At 68.1% G+C, this 16,479-nt stretch carries 16 protein-coding genes; 7 read left to right on the top strand and 9 right to left on the bottom strand.

Annotated features, from left to right (window positions below; translation table 11 throughout):
- Position 1: 1 nt before the first annotated feature.
- Positions 2–925 (bottom strand): LLM class flavin-dependent oxidoreductase, encoded by a 924-nt coding sequence (locus G6N47_RS03020; RefSeq protein WP_083130137.1) that lies wholly within the window; start codon positions 923–925, stop codon positions 2–4.
- 39 nt (positions 926–964) lie between these two features.
- Here G6N47_RS03020 and sppA point away from each other — a divergent pair, with 39 nt between their 5' ends.
- Positions 965–2,752, top strand: coding sequence for a signal peptide peptidase SppA (sppA, locus tag G6N47_RS03015; RefSeq protein WP_083130136.1), 1,788 nt, complete (start codon positions 965–967; stop codon positions 2,750–2,752).
- On the opposite strand, the gene G6N47_RS03010 is transcribed toward sppA, so the two are convergent.
- Genes G6N47_RS03010 through G6N47_RS03000 form a run of 3 tightly spaced genes read right to left on the bottom strand, consistent with a single transcriptional unit; the run spans position 2,749 to position 5,508 of the window.
- The gene (locus G6N47_RS03010) at positions 2,749–3,663 is read right to left on the bottom strand and encodes a class I SAM-dependent methyltransferase (protein ID WP_083130135.1); all 915 of its coding nucleotides are present in this window, start codon (positions 3,661–3,663) and stop codon (positions 2,749–2,751) included. The genes sppA and G6N47_RS03010 overlap by 4 nt on opposite strands.
- A gap of 7 nt (positions 3,664–3,670) precedes the next feature.
- Positions 3,671–4,576 carry a class I SAM-dependent methyltransferase gene (locus G6N47_RS03005; protein WP_169717234.1) on the bottom strand — a complete coding sequence of 302 codons (906 nt, stop codon included), beginning with the start codon at positions 4,574–4,576 and terminating at the stop codon, positions 3,671–3,673.
- Positions 4,577–4,587: 11 nt separating this feature from the next.
- The gene (locus tag G6N47_RS03000) at positions 4,588–5,508 is read right to left on the bottom strand and encodes a class I SAM-dependent methyltransferase (RefSeq protein WP_083130134.1); all 921 of its coding nucleotides are present in this window, start codon (positions 5,506–5,508) and stop codon (positions 4,588–4,590) included.
- A gap of 119 nt (positions 5,509–5,627) precedes the next feature.
- Here G6N47_RS03000 and G6N47_RS02995 point away from each other — a divergent pair, with 119 nt between their 5' ends.
- Both G6N47_RS02995 and G6N47_RS02990 read left to right on the top strand, forming a co-directional pair.
- Entirely contained in the window at positions 5,628–6,404 is a 777-nt protein-coding gene (locus G6N47_RS02995) for an SDR family NAD(P)-dependent oxidoreductase (RefSeq protein WP_083130133.1), read from the top strand.
- The gene (locus G6N47_RS02990) at positions 6,401–7,627 is read left to right on the top strand and encodes a zinc-dependent alcohol dehydrogenase (protein WP_083130132.1); all 1,227 of its coding nucleotides are present in this window, start codon (positions 6,401–6,403) and stop codon (positions 7,625–7,627) included. The genes G6N47_RS02995 and G6N47_RS02990 overlap by 4 nt, the downstream gene beginning before the upstream one ends.
- Here G6N47_RS02990 and G6N47_RS02985 read toward each other — a convergent pair.
- Complete coding sequence (locus G6N47_RS02985; protein WP_083130131.1) at positions 7,600–8,271, bottom strand: class I SAM-dependent methyltransferase; 672 nt, start codon at positions 8,269–8,271, stop codon at positions 7,600–7,602. The genes G6N47_RS02990 and G6N47_RS02985 overlap by 28 nt on opposite strands.
- Before the next feature lie 72 nt (positions 8,272–8,343).
- On the opposite strand from G6N47_RS02985, the gene G6N47_RS02980 reads away from it, so the two are divergent.
- The gene (locus G6N47_RS02980) at positions 8,344–9,195 is read left to right on the top strand and encodes a helix-turn-helix transcriptional regulator (RefSeq protein WP_083130130.1); all 852 of its coding nucleotides are present in this window, start codon (positions 8,344–8,346) and stop codon (positions 9,193–9,195) included.
- A 131-nt stretch (positions 9,196–9,326) separates the two neighbouring features.
- On the opposite strand, the gene G6N47_RS02975 is transcribed toward G6N47_RS02980, so the two are convergent.
- Positions 9,327–9,983: an L-fuculose-phosphate aldolase gene (locus G6N47_RS02975; protein WP_083130129.1), complete on the bottom strand. Its 657-nt coding sequence runs from the start codon at positions 9,981–9,983 to the stop codon at positions 9,327–9,329.
- Positions 9,980–10,960 carry an NAD(P)-dependent oxidoreductase gene (locus G6N47_RS02970; RefSeq protein ID WP_083130128.1) on the bottom strand — a complete coding sequence of 327 codons (981 nt, stop codon included), beginning with the start codon at positions 10,958–10,960 and terminating at the stop codon, positions 9,980–9,982. The genes G6N47_RS02975 and G6N47_RS02970 overlap by 4 nt, the downstream gene beginning before the upstream one ends.
- A gap of 21 nt (positions 10,961–10,981) precedes the next feature.
- Between G6N47_RS02970 and G6N47_RS02965 the strand changes: the two genes are divergently transcribed.
- On the top strand, positions 10,982–12,328 hold the full coding sequence (locus tag G6N47_RS02965; RefSeq protein ID WP_083130127.1) for a xylulokinase: 1,347 nt from the start codon (positions 10,982–10,984) through the stop codon (positions 12,326–12,328).
- A 225-nt stretch (positions 12,329–12,553) separates the two neighbouring features.
- Here G6N47_RS02965 and G6N47_RS02960 read toward each other — a convergent pair whose 3' ends face one another.
- Positions 12,554–13,459 carry a class I SAM-dependent methyltransferase gene (locus tag G6N47_RS02960; protein WP_083130126.1) on the bottom strand — a complete coding sequence of 302 codons (906 nt, stop codon included), beginning with the start codon at positions 13,457–13,459 and terminating at the stop codon, positions 12,554–12,556.
- Positions 13,456–14,385, bottom strand: a complete 930-nt coding sequence (locus G6N47_RS02955; protein WP_083130125.1) for an SAM-dependent methyltransferase — start codon at positions 14,383–14,385, stop codon at positions 13,456–13,458. Before G6N47_RS02955 ends, G6N47_RS02960 begins: the two co-directional genes overlap by 4 nt.
- 218 nt (positions 14,386–14,603) lie before the next feature.
- Here G6N47_RS02955 and secY point away from each other — a divergent pair, with 218 nt between their 5' ends.
- Both secY and G6N47_RS02945 read left to right on the top strand, forming a co-directional pair.
- Positions 14,604–15,929: a preprotein translocase subunit SecY gene (gene secY, locus G6N47_RS02950; RefSeq protein WP_045373430.1), complete on the top strand. Its 1,326-nt coding sequence runs from the start codon at positions 14,604–14,606 to the stop codon at positions 15,927–15,929.
- Positions 15,926–16,477, top strand: coding sequence for an adenylate kinase (locus G6N47_RS02945; protein ID WP_083130124.1), 552 nt, complete (start codon positions 15,926–15,928; stop codon positions 16,475–16,477). Before secY ends, G6N47_RS02945 begins: the two co-directional genes overlap by 4 nt.
- The last annotated feature ends 2 nt before the right edge of the window (positions 16,478–16,479 follow it).

The raw sequence follows: 16,479 nt of genomic DNA, 5'->3' as shown, positions 1-16,479 counted from the left end.
CCTAAGCCAGCTTCGGAATCACTTCGGCGGCAAGGCGTTCCATCTGCTCGCGGTCCGCTGCGACGTCGTCGCCGACGGGGTTGAGCAGGATCATCGCCGCTCCGGCGTCGATCACCTCACGCAATCCGCGCGCCACGTCGTCGGGCCGGCCGAACACCGGCACCTCGTCGATGCCCCGCATCTGGCCGTAGATGCGGTGCAGCCCGGTGAGGACCCGCTCGCGCGCCCGCTGGACGTCGTCGTCGACCATCACGTACACCCGCTTGCCGATGTCGAAGGTCGCGGGGTCTTTGCCCTGGTCGGCGAGCTCGCGGCGCACGGTTGTGACCGCTTCGGCGAACGCGGCGGTGGTCGACGAGCCCGCGCCCAGGAACGCGTCGCCGTGGCGCACCGCGCGGGCCAGGGCCTTGGGCGCCTGGCCGCCGAACCAGATCGGCGGATGCGGCCGCTGCACGGGTTTCGGCTGGATCGGCAGGTCGTCGACCTGACGGAACCGGCCGTGAAACGTCACCCGCGGCTCGTCGGACCACGCCGCTTTCATCAACTGCAGGCCCTCGGTGAAACTCCGCACGAAAGTGGCCTTCTCCACCCCGAAAGCGGAAAACTGGTGACGGCCGCCGCCGGGCGCGACCCCGACGTCCAGCCGGCCGTTGCTGATCTGGTCGACCGCCGTCACCGCGGCCGCCAGCTGCAGCGGATCATGCAGGGACGCAACAAGTACCGCGACACCCAGCCGCAGCCGCTCGGTGCACGCGGCGGCGAACGCCAACAGTTCGAGCGGCGCCAGCAGCGGCGCCTCGCCGACGACCTGATCCACCGTCCAGGCGCCCTCGAAGCCGAGCTCTTCGGCACGGGCGAGATACGAACGCACACCCGCGGCATCGAACGGATCGGCCAGCTGAGGTATGGAGATGGACAAGCGCATCCCATCACCGTAGGCCCGGCCATCGGTAGGCTCGACGGCATGCTTGGTTTTCTGCCCGACCCACCCGGGATCGACGACGCGCGCACGCTGGCACGCCGGGTCGACACCGCCCGGCACCACGGCGTACCCAAGGGCTGCGTGCTCGAACTCGACCTGCACGCCACCCCGCCCGAGACGGGCGGCTTCGACCCGCTGGCAATCATCAGCGGCGGCGGACGGCCATTGCTGCTGCGCGAGGCCGTTGCGGCGATTCACCGCGCCGCCGACGACCCGCGGGTGGCAGGCCTGATTGCCCGCGTGCAGCTTCCGGCCGCCGCAGCGGGGCCGGTCCAGGAGTTGCGCGAGGCCGTCGCCGCGTTCACGGCCGTCAAGCCGTCGCTGGCATGGGCCGAGACGTATCCGGGAACGCTGTCGTACTACCTGGCTTCGGCGTTCGGCGAGGTGTGGATGCAGCCGTCGGGGACCGTCGGGCTGGTCGGATTCGCCACCAACGCCATGTTCCTGCGTGATGCTCTGGACAAGGCCGGCATCGAAGCACAATTCGTGGCTCGCGGCGAATACAAGTCGGCGGTAAACCGTTTCACTCAAGACCGCTACACAGACGCGCATCGGGAAGCGGACAGCCGGCTGCTGGAGAGCCTGCACGCCCAGGTGTGGCAGGCCGTCGCCGAATCCCGCAAGATCGATCCCGACGAGGTCGACGTGCTGGCGGACCGGGCGCCGCTGCTGCGCGACGACGCGGTGAGCTCCAAGCTGATCGATCGCATCGGCTACCGCGACGAGGCGTACGCCAGGATCGCTGAACTGGTTGGCGCCGAAGGGATCTCGCCCGAAACCGGAGACGCCGACGACGACGCTGCCCCGCCGCGGCTGTATCTGTCGCGCTACGCGCGTGCCGGCGGACCGCGACCGATGCCGCCTGTTCCCGGCCGACGGCCCAAGCCGGCCGTCGCCGTGGTCACCGTGGCCGGCCCGATCGTCAGTGGCCGCGGCGGCCCGCGGGTGCTGCCGTTCGGCACACCCAGCTGCGGCGCAGACACCATCTCGGCGGCGCTGCGCGACGCGGCTGCCGACGACGCGGTGTCGGCGATCGTGCTGCGCGTGGACAGCCCGGGCGGCGAGATCAACGCGTCGGAAACCATTTGGCGCGCGGTGGCGAAGGCCCGCGGTCGCGGCAAGCCGGTGGTGGCGTCGATGGGTGCAGTCGCCGCGTCGGGCGGCTACTACATCGCGATGGGGGCGGACGCGATCGTGGCTAATCCCGGCACCATCACCGGGTCAATCGGCGTGTTGAGCGGAAAGCTGGTGGCGCGAAACCTGAAGGACCGGCTGGGCGTCGGATCGGATGCGGTGCGCACCAACGCCAACGCCGACGCGTGGTCGATCAACGCGCCCTTCACACCAGAACAACACGCCAAGGTCGAAGCCGAGGCGGACCTGTTCTACGCCGACTTCGTGCAACGGGTGGCAGAAGCCCGTCACCTGAGTACCGAGGCGGTGCACGAGGTGGCCCGCGGCCGAATCTGGACCGGTGCGGACGCTTTCGAGCGTGGACTGGTCGACGAGCTCGGCGGGCTGCGGACGGCAGTGCGCCGGGCCAAGGTGCTGGCCGGGCTGGACGCCGACGACGACGCCCGTCTGGTCGGCTACCCAGGATCGTCGCTGTGGGAATTCCTGCGGCCGCGCCCGTCGTCGCAGCCCGCCGCGGCGTCGCTGCCGGATGCGGTGGGCGCGTTGATCGTCCAGTCGGTCGCCGGGCTCGTCGACCAGGTAGAGCGGACGTTCACCGGCACCAGCGTGCTGTGGCTGGGGGAGTCGCGGTTTTAACCGCCGAATGTGCCGCTGACGAAGATGATCTCGCCCAGCGGGTCGTCGTCCTCGAACGCCGGGACTTCGATTCCGTTGCGCACGAACAACTGCTCGCGCGAGACGCCGCTGACATCCCAGCCGTTGCCGCGCAAGTACTCGACGACATGGTTGCGCTCGCCGGCGTACACCAACGACGCCATATCGATGTCGATGCCTTGCTCACGCAGCGGCGCAGACATCTCCCGGACCCGGTCGGCGTCGAAATCCCTGATTCCCGGCACATATTCGGTCGCGATCGTGCTGCCCGCCACACTGAGTGCGGTGATGTCGTCGAACAGCCGGTCCTGGGCTTCGGGCGGTAAGTAGATCAGCAGGCCTTCGGCCAGCCACGCTGTCGGGGCGGTGGCGTCAAATCCCGCCTCGCGCAAGGCGGTCAGCCAATCCGCGCGCAAGTCGATACGGATCGTGCGCCGCTCCGCGGTGGGCTCGGCGCCGATAGCGGCCAATGTGGTGGTCTTGAAGTCGACGACCTGTGGCTGGTCGATTTCGTAGACCACGGTCCGGGCCGGCCAGCGCAACCGGTAGGCACGCGAGTCCAGGCCGGACGCGAGGATCACGGCCTGGCGGATGCCTGCGTCCATGGCGTCGCAGAAGTAGTCGTCGAAAAACTTGGTGCGCACCGCCATTCCGTCGATCATCGCCTGCACCCGGGCCGGTGACGCATTCGGGATGGCCGAGAGATCGAGTTCGTCGTCGATCATCTTGACGAAGAAGTCCACCCCCACCGCGCGGACCAACGGGTCGGCGAACGGATCGTCGATCAGGCCGCGGGAATCCTTGGTCGCCAACGCCCGCGCCGCCGCGACCATGGTTGCGGTTGCCCCGACACTGGACGCCAGATCCCAGGTGTCGTCGTGTGTGCGTGACATGTGGGTCCTATCCGAGGATCGCCGAGACGTAGCTCATTTCCCCGAAGGTGGCCATGATCTCGTCCTCGGGAAACTCAAAGCCGTTGCGCCGATACAACTCCCGGACCGGGTATTCAGTCACCTGCCAGCCGTGGCGGGTCAGATAATCGATGACGACACTGCGCTCGCCTTGGTAGAACAGGTCGCTCGCGTTGAGGTCCAATCCGAGTCGGCGCCACCGCTCGCTGATCTTGTTTGCACGTTCGTCGGTGAAGGCGGCCGGGTCGGGAACGTGTTCGGTGGCCAGCCGGCTACCCGGGGCGTTGAGCGCAGTGATGTTGTCGAACAGTCGATCCTGGGCCTCCGGCGGCAGATACGGCAACAACCCCTCGGCAATCCACGCGGTCGGCCGGCCGGTGTCGAACCCACCCTCTCGCAGGGCGGCGGGCCAGTCGTCACGCAGGTCGATGCCGATCGCGCGGCGCTCCGCAGCCGGGGTGGCGCCGAAGTCGGCGAGCGTGGTGGTCTTGAAGTCGATGACCTGCGGCTGATCGATCTCGTAAACCACCGTCCCTGCGGGCCACTGCAGCCGGTAGGCCCGGGTGTCCAGACCGGACGCCAGGATCACCGCCTGCCGCACGCCGGCGTCGGCGGCGCTGGTGAAGAAGTCGTCGAAAAACCTGGTGCGGACCGTGATTTGCTGCGTGCGGGTCTTGCGGTTCAGCACCGGGTCGTCGTCGTCGAGGCTGACTTCACCGTCGAGCAGGCGCACGAACTGAGGCACCCCGACCGCGCGGACCAGCGGGTCGGCGAACGGATCGTCGAGCAGCGCGTCGGGTCCCTGTGAGGCCAGCGCGCGCGAGAGCGCAACCATGGTGGCGGTGGCCCCCACGCTGGAAGCCAGATCCCAGGTGTCGTCGTGAGTACGTGGCATGCGAATCGCTCCTAGGAGGTCAGGATGCCGCTGACGTAGCGCATGTCAGCGAAGGGCAGATCGTCGTCGATCGGCGGAAAACCGTTGGTGGCGAAGAGATCCCGCAGGGTGCTGCCGGTCATCTGCCACCCGTGGTCGGACAGGTAGGAGGCCGCCTCGTTGCGGTCACCAAAGTAAACCAGGTCGGTCATGTCGAGGTCGAAGCCGTGCTCGCGCCAGCGTTCGGACGCCTTTTGCATCCGCTCCTTCATCCGCTCCTGGTCCCCGGGAGCCGGAGTAGGTGCGCTTTCGGTGGCGATTCGGCTGCCTGGTGCGCTGAGTGCGGTGATGGTGTCCAGCAGGCGGTCCTGCGCGTCGGGGGGCAGGTAGCCCAGGAGGCCCTCGGCGCTCCAGGCCGTCGGCCGGCTCGGATCGAACCCGGCCGCCTGCAGTGCCGCTGGCCAGTCGTCGCGCAAATCGATGGCCACCGCCCGGCGTATGGCGGTTGGTTGTGCGCCCAACTCGGCGAGGGTGCGGGACTTGAATTCGATGACGTCCGGCTGGTCGACCTCGTAGACGATGGTGCCGGCCGGCCAGGGCAGCCGGTAGGCGCGGGCGTCCAGCCCGGACGCCAGAATGACTGCCTGTCTGATCCCCGACTTCGTGGCGTCGAGGAAGAACTCGTCGAAGAACTTGGTCCGTACCGCCATGTTGTCGGTCATGCGGTCCACGCCCGGCTGGTCGTCGTCCTGTAAGTCAGCGGGGTTCAGCTCGCCGGTGGCCAGCCGGGTGAACAGGTCGACGCCGACGGCGCGCACCAGAGGTTCGGCGAACGGATCGTTGATCAACGGGCGCTCGCTGCGCGTCGCGACGGCCCGAGCCGCCGCGACCATCGTGGCGGTCGCCCCCACGCTCGATGCGAGATCCCAGGTGTCGTTGTCCGTACGTGGCATTTTCGAGTCCCCTTCAAGTCGTTACTTAGTCAATATAACTTAAAGTCGGGTGGCCGGCCACTCGGTGATCTTGGCGAAACCCGCGTCACCGCCTGGTCACGCGCGCGAGGCTTTTGGCCATGGCGTACTCGACGGCGGGCAAGCGGGTCCTGATCACTGGGGCGTCGTCGGGGGTGGGCGCCGCGCTGGCCCGGCGGCTCGCCGCCGGCGGGGCAGTGGTCGGGCTGATCGCGCGCCGGCGCGAGCGGCTTGACGCGGTGCTGACCGACTGCCGCCGCAGCACGCCCGCGTCGCAGATGTGGGTCGCCGACCTCGCCGACACCGCGGCCATCGACGAGGTGGCGCGACGGGCCTGGGACGGTCTCGGTGGCATCGACATCCTGGTCAACAACGCCGCGATACCCAAGCGCCGCGCGGTCACCGAGCTGGACCCGGCTTCCGTGGAGGCCGTGATGCGGGTCAACTTCTTTGCGCCGATGCGCTTGTGCCTGGCCGTGCTGCCGCGGATGCTGCAACGCGGCGACGGCGTGATCGTCAACGTGTCCAGCATGGGCGGCCGGTTGGGCATCGCTCACGAAGCCGCTTACTGCGCAAGCAAATTCGCGTTGTGCGGCTGGACCGAGTCGATGGCCGTCGACCTGCACGACACCGGCGTCTCGGTGAAGCTGATCGAGCCGGGACCGGTCGACACCGAGATCTGGGACCAGCCGGACAACGACGATCCGCTCTACGACGGGCCCAAGGTGCCCGCCGACCACGTGGCCGACGGCATCATCGCCGCGTTGGGCAGCGACGGGTTCGAGCACTACCTGCCCGACATCAAGGCAGTGGTGGACCTCAAGAACTCCGACCTCGACGCCTACATCGCCGGCGCGGCAGCGATGGCCCGACAATGAAGGCGCTGGTCTTCGGCGTACCGCCGGTCGAAGGGTATGACGATGCTCTGGCCCGCAGTCCCGTTGCGCTGCAAGATATCCCGGAACCTGGCTTGCTGCACGACGATTGGGTGATCACGCGGCCCCGGCTGACCGGTATCTGCGGGTCGGACTCCAAACAGATTCTGCTGGATTTCGGCGAGGGCGACACCGACAATGCGATGGCCGCGTTCTGCTCGTTCCCGCAAGTGATGGGGCACGAGGTGGTTGCCGACGTCGTGACGCTGGGCCCGAAGGCCCGCGGACTGGAGGTGGGGCAGCGCGTCGTGCTCAACCCGTGGTTGTCGTGCGGGCCGCGCGGCATCGACCCGCCATGCCCATCCTGCCAGTCCGGCGACTACAGCCTGTGCTGGAGCTTTTGCGACGGCGACATCAAGCCCGGCATTCACAGCGGGGTGTCGGCCGACGCGACGGGCGGCTACGCCGAGTTGATGCCCGCCCACGACAGCATGTTGTTCGCGGTCCCCGAGTCGGTGCCCGACGAGCTGGCCGTGTTCGCCGACCCGGTTTCCGTTTCGCTGCATGCGATTACGCGTCACCCGCCGCCCGCATCCGGCCGGGTTCTGGTTTACGGCGCGGGGTCGTTGGGGCTGTGCGCGGTCGCCATCCTTCAGGCGTTGTACCCGGATGCGGCGGTGGCGGTGGTGGCACGCTTCGACGCCCAGGCGGAGCTGGCCCGCCGGTTCGGCGCCGAGCTTGTGCTGGCGCACGAGCCGCGGCTGGCGGTGATCGAGCAGCTTGTCGGCTGGGGCGGTGGCCGGCTACGCCAGCCGCTGCAAGGACTGCCGATGGCCCACCCGGGTGCGGTCGACGTCGTCTACGACACCGTCGGCAAGCCGGAAACGTTCGAAGTCGGGGTGCGGGTCCTGCGGGCGCGCGGGACCTTGGTGAAGGCCGGGGTCCATGCGCCCGGCCGGTGGGAGTGGAGTCCGCTGTATTTCAAGGAGATCAGCTGGGTGGGCTCCAATGCGTTTGGGGTGGAGGAGGTGCATGGTGTCCGCAAGCACGCAATCGCACACTACCTCGACATGGCCGTCGACGGCCGGATTGACTTGCGGCCCATGCTGACTCACACCTTTCCGCTGGAGCAGTGGCGCGAGGCGTTCCTCGCGATTGCCAACCAGGGCGAGAGTGGGGCGGTCAAGGTGGCATTCGATCAGCGCGAGGGGCGGGTGGCGCGGTAGTAGGTGAGTCGTCCGACGAAGCGATGACGATGGCTGGCGACCTCGCGGCAGTCGAATCCGGCCGCGGATAGCAGGCGCGGAATCGCGTCGCCGAGGTTCCCGGCGATGTGGCTGCTGCGCAACATCCGCCGCGCCCCGAGGCCGTAGCGGGCGGTCATATCGCCGCCGATATCGACCACGTGGAACCTGCCGCCCGGTCGGAGCACACGAAAGACTTCGGCCGCCGCGTCGGCTTTCACGTCGTCGGGCAGATGATGCAACATCATCGACGACAGCACCCGGTCGAATTCGCCGTCCGGGTAAGGCAGCTGCTGCGCGTAGCCCTGATCGAAGCGAATGCCGCTGAGCTCCTGCGCCTTTCGTCGCGCCCGGGTCAGCGCCCGCGGGTCCGGGTCGCAACCGACCAACTCGATGCCGGGATGCCCACGCTTGGCTTGTAAAACGACATTGCCCGTCCCGCAGCCAATTTCCAGAACCCGCTGATTGTCGTCAAGTTCGGCCTGCCCGATAAGGGTGTCATGGACCTTGGTCATGCCGAGCAGCCGGGAGATGAGGTCGTAACCGGGAAGGAAGATGTCGCGGCCGGCCGCGGGTAGGTAATCGCGGTGATTGTCAAGGAGTCGATGTAGACGATGTTTGGTCATGCTTCCATGGTGAACCGTTGGCAACGACGTGAATTGGCTAATACTCAGTAAAAGTAGGACTATTTTAAGGCGATGACCGCAGCAGCTCGGCTTGTTCGCCACCGCGCCGGAGTGCCGGTCTACGCATACCGGGCCGACATGGACACGCCGCCGGTGTCGGTGGTCCGGGGCGGGCGCGACGACCTGCTCGAACATGGCCGCCACATTCACGACTTCCCGGCGCTGTGGTACTCGGGTGCTGCGGGCCTGGTCTACGTCGTGGCGGCGGGCCAGGTGATCGACCCAGCACGAGTGCGCCGCACCGATGGCGTCGGCGTGTTCTTCGACCCAGCCGCGCTGGGCGGCGACGGGCGATCTCCGTGGCCGGCGTGGCGGACGCACCCGCTGCTGTTCCCGTTCCTGCATGGACAGTCCGGCGCATTGCTGGAGCTGACGGTGCCCGCGGCGCGCCGGCCGGTATGGGACGTGACGATCGGGTCCATCGAGACTGAGCTGACCAGCCGGCAGGAGGGTTATCGGCAGGCGGTGCTGGCGCATCTGACACTGCTGCTGATCGATCTGGCACGGCTGGCCGGCGACGTCGTGGGCGATCTGCGGCGCAGCGGTGAACCGCTGCTGGCCGAGGTGTTCGCGGTGATCGACCGGCGCTACGGCGAGCCGCTGTCGCTGCGCGATGTCGCGTCGGAGCTCGGGATGACGCCGGGGCACCTGACGACGGTCGTGCGCCGCCGCACCGGGCGCACCGTGCAAGAGTGGATCATCGAGCGCCGCATGGCCGAAGCCCGCAGCTTGCTGACCGACACCGACCTTCCGGTGGCCACCGTCGCCGGGCGGGTGGGGATCGTCGACCCCGGGTATTTCGCCAGGCTGTTCCGCCGGACGCACGGCACTTCGCCCCGCAGCTGGCGGGCCGCCGTAGGATGAAGTGCATGCGGACGACGGTGGAGATTACCGAGTCGCTGCGAGCTAGCGCGCCGAGCGTGGGGGAAATGTACGCAATCCGACCACTTTTCGTCCATATTGCCCACGTTCGACGAGCCGCGAGCTAGGGCGCGCTACATCGGGTTCGCCCGCAGATACGTATAGATGCCCGCGAAGCCTGCGTTGACGTCCTCGGGGATCGGCACAGGACCGCCGAGAGCTTTTGCGCCCCAGACGATTTGCGCGGTGCGTTCGACCAGTGCGGTGACGTGCAGCGCCTTGTCCGGCCGCGGGCCGACCGCCACCATGCCGTGGTTGGCGATCAGCGCGGCCGCCCGGCCCTCCAACGCCTTCACCGCGTTGGCGCCGACGTCGGGCGTACCGGATGCCGCGTACTCGGTGCAGCGGATGTCCCCGCCGCAGTAGACGGCGAACTCGTCGATACAGGCCGGAATCGGTTGGTGCGCAATGGCAAACATCGTCGCCCACACAGGGTGGCTGTGTATGACAGCGCCGATGTCGTCGAATGCCTTGTAACACGCCAGGTGCAGTTTCATCTCCGTCGACGGGGAGCGGCCCTCGGCGGCGTGCAGCACCTCGCCGTCGGGGTCGACCAGCACCAGGTCGTCCAGCGTCATCTCGGCGTAGTCGACCGACGACGGAGTGATGACCAGGTTGCCGTCCTCCCGTCGCGCCGAGATGTTGCCCGCCGTCCCCTCGACCAACCCGCGTCGCAGCATGTCTTTGGCCGCGGCCAGTACGGCGGCCTCCGGATTGTCTACGAATCTCACGAGGACAACACCTCCGGATTGACGATGTGCACGGGACGACGGCCCGCAAACAGTGCTTCCAAATCGTCGGCGACCATCTGGGCCTGCCGCGCCTCAGTGTTCCACGTCGCGCCCCCGATGTGTGGCGTGAGCACCACATTCGGCATGCCCACCAATGGATGGTCGACCGGCAGCCATTCCCCGACAAAGTGATCCAGGCCGGCCACGGCGACCTTGCCGCTGCGCAGCGCCGCGACCAGAGCGTCGGTGTCGTGCAGCTGCGCCCGCGCGGTGTTCACAAACACCACGCCGTCGCGCATGGCCGCGAACTGCTTGGCGCCGATCAGCCCGGTTGTCTCCTCGGTGACCGGCGCGTGCAGCGACACGATGTCGGCCTCGGCGAGCAGTTCGTCGAGGTCGTGGCGGGCCTCGTCGTTGTACGGGTCGTAGGCGATGACCCGCAACCCCAGCCCGGCCAGCCGCCACTGCACCGCGCGCCCGACCGCGCCCAGACCGACCAGCCCGGCAGTCAAGCCGGCCAGTTCCCAGGCCCGGAATCGCTGGTAAGGAATTGTGCCGTCCCGGAACACTTCCCCGGCCCGCACGTCGGCGTCGGCGGTCAGCACATGGCGTGTACAGGCGAACAGCAGCGCTAGTGTCATCTCCGCGACGGCGTCGGCGTTGCGGCCAGGCGTGAATAGGACCGGTATCCCGGCGGCGGTGGCGCCGGCGACGTCGACGTTGTTGGGATCCCCGCGCGTGGAGGCGATCGCCTGCAGCCCCAGCTCGAATACCGGACCGCTGACCGAATCACCTTCCACCACAACGACATCGGCGCGTTCAGCCGAAATCCGATCGGCGAGTTGCTCGGCGCCATAAATACGCAATGGCCGCTGATCGATCCACGGGTCGTAGACCACGTCGGCCAGCCGCCGCAACTTGTCGAATCCCTCGCCACGCAGCGGCGCCGTCACCAAAGCACGCGTCACGACTGCCAATGCTGGCGTACGGTGACGCGCGTGTCACGCGAAGAGGTCACACTCGGCATCGACATCGGCAGCACCGCCGTCAAGGCCGTGGCCGCCGACGAGAACGGCCGGGTCATCGCGCGGGCACGCATTCCGCACCAACTGCGCGTCCCCGCCCCGGACCGGCTGGAGCACGACGCCGACGAGGCGTGGCGGCGCGGCCCACTGGCCGCGCTGGACCGGCTGGCGCGGCCTGACGCAAAAGCCGCCGCGGTGTCGGCGATGGTGCCGTCGCTGACCGCCGTCGATTCCACGGGCCGGCCGATTACGCCCGGGCTGCTGTACGGCGACGGCCGCGGGCGGGTAGTTGTCGCCGGCGATGCGTCGTTCCCGCCGACCGGGGAAGCGGCCGAGTTCCTGCGCTGGACAGCCGCCGAGGCGCCCGACGCGGCCGGCTACTGGCCGGCCCCGGCGGTGGCCAACCACGCGCTGGCCGGCGACGCGGTAGTCGACTTCGCCACCGCCTACACCACCCTTCCGTTGTTCGACGGCACCGGCTGGAACGAACAGGCATGCACGGACTGCGGCGCGACCGTCGACCGGATGCCGCGGGTGGATGCCCCGGGCGCGGCGGCCGGCAAGGTGCGCCACACGGACACGGTGCTGGCGGTCGGGGCGATCGACGCGTTGTGCGAGCAACTGGTGGCCGGCGCCGACCAGGAGGGCGACGTGCTGGTGCTGTGCGGCACGACGCTGATCGTCTGGGTGACCATTTCCGAACACCGGCAGGTGCCGGGCCTGTGGACCATCCCGCACACTGCCGCCGGCAAGAGTCAGATCGGCGGCCCCAGCAATGCCGGCGGGCTGTTCCTCGGCTGGGTGGACCGTCTTCTTGCGCCGGCAGACCCCGCGGCGGTCGAGCCACGACGGGTGCCGGTGTGGTCGCCGTATGTGCGTGGCGAGCGCGTGCCTTACCACGACCCGGACCGACGGGCGGTGCTCGACGGGCTGGACCTCACCCACGACGCCGCCGCGCTGCGCCGGGCTGCCTACGAGGCGTCGGGTTTCGTCGTGCGGCAGCTTGTCGAGCGCAGCGGCGCGCCGGTGTCGCGCATCGTGGCCGCCGGCGGCGGTACCCGGGTCGCGCCATGGATGCAGGCCATCGCCGACGCGACCGGTCGGCCGGTTCAGGTGTCGGCGGTCGCGGAAGGTGCGGCGCTGGGAGCGGCGTTCCTGGCGCGAATGGCCGTCGGGCTGGAGTCGTCGATGACCGACGCCGCTCGGTGGGCGGGCATCGAGCGTGTCATCGAACCCGACCGGGCGTGGGAGAGCGCGACCGACGACCGCTACCACCGGTTTTTGGAATTGGCCGAACGGCCATCGCTTGCGTTGGACTGAAGCTCAGTATTCCCAACGGTTTCAAGAAGTTTGGGATATGGCGATGTGCCCGCCTCCTAGCGACAACATGGGGTTTAGCCGGGACGAGCGTCGTCAAATAGTTCACTGATGCCACTGCCGCCACGTCAGCAACGCGGGTGACAGTAGATAGCCCCGATTCGGCGTGCCCGGCTATCAGCGACAAGGGGCTAGGCGGGTGTGAGAGATGAGGTGTTCTCGCCGGCGCTAGCCCAACAAGGCGGTGACCGCGACGGTGTTGCGCATCGGCGCCGACGCGGCGTCGTCGGGCAGCTCGAGGCCGTAGCTGCTCAACAGCTCTGCGCGGCTGCTGGTAGCGATCGTCCAGTTGTGCGCGGCCAGGTAGTCCGGCACGGCCTTGCGCTCGCCGTGATACACCAGCTCGGACAGGTCGAGGTCCAACCCGTGTTCCCGCCAGTGCGGTGCCATCGTCTTGCTGCGCTCGGCCATCGCCGCGCCGCCGTCGGGGTGGTACTCGGTGGCCAGCCGGCTGCCAGGTGCGCTGAGCGCGGTGATGATGTCGAACAGCCGGTCCTGCGCCTCCGGCGGCAAGTACAACAGCAGGCCCTCGGCGATCCACGCTGTCGGCTTGCTCTCGTCAAAGCCGTTGGCCCGCAAGGCAACCGGCCAATCCTCCCGCAGATCGACCGGCACCGTTCGCCGCTCGGCACTCGGCTGGGCGCCCAGCTTCGACAGCGTCGCCGACTTGAAGTCGACGACCGCGGGCTGGTCCAGCTCGAAGACGACCGTGCCGTCCGGCCACGGCAACCGGTAGGCCCGGGTGTCCAACCCGGCTGCCAGGATCACCGCCTGCCGCACACCGTCGTTGGCCGCCGCGGTGAAGAAGTCGTCGAAAAACCTTGTGCGCACGGCGATGTTCGTGACGACGTGGCGCGGATCCACCGGCAGAGCGGGGTCGCCCGAAGCGATCTCGCCGTCGAGCAGGCGGACGAAGTAATCGATGCCCACCGCCCGCACCAGCGGCTCGGCGAACGGATCGTCGATCAGCGGGGGCTCGGCGCGCGTCGCCAACGCCCGGGCGGCGGCGACCATCGTCGCCGTCGCACCCACGCTCGACGCCAGATCCCAGCTGTCGCGTTCCGAGCGTGTCATCGGGTCAGCTCCGCGCGGAGGTAGACGACGTCGCCGAACGGGGCGTCGTCGGGGTCGATCGGCGGCAGGCCATGTTTGGTCAGCAAGTCCGTCGCGCTGGCGCCGGCGGTGTGCCAGCCCTTGCCGGCCAGATAGGTCGCCACGTCGGTGCGGTGGTCGAAATAGACCAGTGCGGCCATGTCTAGCTCGAAGCCATGGCTGCGCCAGCGGTCGGTTTGGCGCTGCATGCGGCGCCGCAGTTCCGCTTCGCCGAGGTCGTTGACGTCCACCAAGCCTTCGGTGGCGAACCGGCTGCCGGGCACACTCAGCTCGGTGATCTGGTCGAGCAGCCGGTCCTGGGCGGCGGCGGGCAGATAGCCCAGCAGCCCCTCGGCGACCCACGCGCTGCGCTGCGCATGGTCGAAGCCGGCCTCTTTCAACGCGGCCGGCCAGTCGTCGCGCAGGTCGATTGCCACCACGCGCCGATCCGCCGTCGGCTGAGCGCCGAGCTCGGCCAGCGCGGCGGTCTTGAAGTCGATCACTTGCGGCTGGTCGACCTCGAACACCGTGGTGCCGGGCGGCCACGGCAGCCGGTAGGCCCGAGAGTCCAGCCCTGCGGCCAGGATGATCGCCTGCCGGATCCCAGCGCGACCCGCGTCGGCGAAGAAACCGTCGAAGAATTCGGTGCGGATGGCCATCGCGTCGGCGAACCGGCGCAGGCCCTGGGCCTCGTCCTCGTCGAGATCCTGCGGATCGAGCTCACCGCTGGCCATCCGGGTGAAGAAGTCGACGCCGACGGCCCGCACCAGCGGCTCGGCGAACTGGTCGTTGATCAGCGCGTCGGGGCTCCGGGTCGCCACAGCCCGGGCGGCCGCCACCATCGTCGCCGTCACCCCGACGCTGGAAGCCAGGTCCCAGGTGTCTCCCTCAAAGCGTGTGCTGCTCACTCGCCGCCCCTCGAATACTTAGCCAATGTAATGACAGCAGGAACTGTACGCCTGCATGCGGGGGACCGCTGCCTGCGCTGTTACTCTCGTAGACTGCTTGACGCGCGACTCTGCATATCCTGGCCTGCGGGTCGGCGCGTAACGCAGGACCAACCGACGCTGGCCAGACCAGCCCCATCGGCACGCCGCGACCAGAGCCCGGCTGCGCAGGAGGAAGAGTGCTTTCGGCTTTCATCTCATCGCTGCGAACAGTCGACCTGAGACGGAAGATCCTGTTCACACTGGGCATCGTCATCCTCTACCGGGTCGGCGCGTCGATCCCGTCGCCCGGCGTGGACTACCCGAACGTGCAGAAGTGCATCGCCCAGGTCAGTGGTGGCGAAGCGGCGCAGATCTACTCGCTGATCAACCTGTTCTCCGGGGGCGCGCTGCTGCAGCTGACCGTGTTCGCGGTCGGGGTGATGCCCTACATCACCGCGAGCATCATCGTGCAGCTGCTGACCGTGGTGATCCCTCGCTTCGAAGAGCTGCGCAAGGAAGGTCAATCCGGCCAGGCCAAGATGACGCAGTACACCCGTTATCTGGCCATCGCGCTGGCCATCCTGCAGGCCACGAGCATCGTGGCGCTGGCCGCCAACGGCGGGCTGCTGCAGGGCTGCAGCCTGGACATCATCGCCGACCAGAGCATCTTCACCCTGGTCGTCATCGTGTTGGTGATGACGGCAGGCGCGGCGCTGGTGATGTGGATGGGCGAGGTGATCACCGAGCGCGGGATCGGCAACGGCATGTCGCTGCTGATCTTCGTCGGCATCGCCGCCCGCATCCCCGCCGAGGGCAAGTCCATCCTGGACAGCCGCGGCGGCCCGATCTTCGCCGCCGTCCTGGTGGCCGCGCTCGTGATCATCGTCGGCGTGGTGTTCGTCGAGCAGGGCCAGCGCCGCATCCCGGTGCAATACGCCAAGCGGATGGTGGGCCGGCGGATGTACGGCGGCACCTCGACATATCTGCCGCTCAAGGTCAACCAGGCCGGCGTTATCCCGGTCATCTTCGCGTCGTCGCTGATCTACATCCCGCATCTGATCACCCAGCTCATCCGCAGCGGCACCGGCGGCGTCGGCAACACCTGGTGGGACAAGTTCGTCGGCAACTACCTGTCGAACCCCGCCGACCCGGTCTACATCGGCCTCTACTTCGGGCTGATCATCTTCTTCACGTACTTCTACGTGTCGATCACGTTCAATCCCGACGAACGCGCCGACGAAATGAAGAAATTCGGCGGCTTCATTCCTGGCATCCGCCCGGGCAAGCCAACGGCGGACTACCTGCGCTTTGTGCTGAGCCGCATCACGTTGCCCGGCTCGATCTACCTTGGCGTGATCTCGGTGCTGCCCAACCTGTTCTTGCAGATCGGTAACACCGGCCAGGTGCAGAACCTGCCGTTCGGCGGTACTGCGGTTTTGATCATGATCGGCGTCGGTTTGGATACGGTCAAACAGATCGAAAGCCAGCTCATGCAGCGCAACTACGAAGGGTTCCTGAAGTGAGAGTCGTTTTGCTCGGGCCGCCCGGCGCCGGAAAAGGCACCCAGGCGGTCAAGCTGGCCGAAAAACTCGGAGTCCCACAGATTTCCACCGGGGAGCTGTTCCGCAGCAACATCAGCGAGGGTACCGAACTCGGCCTGGAAGCAAAGCGCTACCTCGACGCCGGCGACCTGGTGCCCTCCGAGCTGACCAACAAGCTCGTCGACGACCGCCTCGACCACCCTGACGCGGCGGCCGGTTTCATCCTGGACGGCTACCCCCGCTCGCTGGAGCAGGCCAAGGCACTGCACGACATGCTCGAACGCCGGGGCACCAAACTCGATGCGGTGCTTGAGTTCCGCGTGCCCGAAGACGAGCTGCTCGAGCGGCTCAAAGGCCGCGGACGCGCCGACGACAACGACGAGGTCATCCTGAACCGGATGAACGTCTACCGCGACGAGACCGCGCCGCTGCTGGAGTACTACCAGCATGAGCACGAGCTGAAGACGGTCGACGCCGTCGGCACCGTCGACGAGGTGTTCGCCCGCGCCCTGCAAGCCCTCGGTAAGTAACC

Source organism: Mycobacterium branderi (genome assembly GCF_010728725.1).
In the GTDB taxonomy this organism is placed as follows: domain Bacteria; phylum Actinomycetota; class Actinomycetes; order Mycobacteriales; family Mycobacteriaceae; genus Mycobacterium; species Mycobacterium branderi.
Note: the sequence above shows the minus strand (reverse complement) of the source record. Positions and strands in the feature narration are given on the sequence as shown.

What these genes read in the sequence shown, in the direction of transcription:
- G6N47_RS03020 (WP_083130137.1), bottom strand. Translation starts at nt 925, where the DNA reads ATGCGCTTGTCCATCTCCATACCTCAGCTGGCCGATCCGTTCGATGCC.
- sppA (WP_083130136.1), top strand. Translation starts at nt 965, where the DNA reads ATGCTTGGTTTTCTGCCCGACCCACCCGGGATCGACGACGCGCGCACG.
- G6N47_RS03010 (WP_083130135.1), bottom strand. Translation starts at nt 3,663, where the DNA reads ATGTCACGCACACACGACGACACCTGGGATCTGGCGTCCAGTGTCGGG.
- G6N47_RS03005 (WP_169717234.1), bottom strand. Translation starts at nt 4,576, where the DNA reads ATGCCACGTACTCACGACGACACCTGGGATCTGGCTTCCAGCGTGGGG.
- G6N47_RS03000 (WP_083130134.1), bottom strand. Translation starts at nt 5,508, where the DNA reads ATGCCACGTACGGACAACGACACCTGGGATCTCGCATCGAGCGTGGGG.
- G6N47_RS02995 (WP_083130133.1), top strand. Translation starts at nt 5,628, where the DNA reads ATGGCGTACTCGACGGCGGGCAAGCGGGTCCTGATCACTGGGGCGTCG.
- G6N47_RS02990 (WP_083130132.1), top strand. Translation starts at nt 6,401, where the DNA reads ATGAAGGCGCTGGTCTTCGGCGTACCGCCGGTCGAAGGGTATGACGAT.
- G6N47_RS02985 (WP_083130131.1), bottom strand. Translation starts at nt 8,271, where the DNA reads ATGACCAAACATCGTCTACATCGACTCCTTGACAATCACCGCGATTAC.
- G6N47_RS02980 (WP_083130130.1), top strand. Translation starts at nt 8,344, where the DNA reads ATGACCGCAGCAGCTCGGCTTGTTCGCCACCGCGCCGGAGTGCCGGTC.
- G6N47_RS02960 (WP_083130126.1), bottom strand. Translation starts at nt 13,459, where the DNA reads ATGACACGCTCGGAACGCGACAGCTGGGATCTGGCGTCGAGCGTGGGT.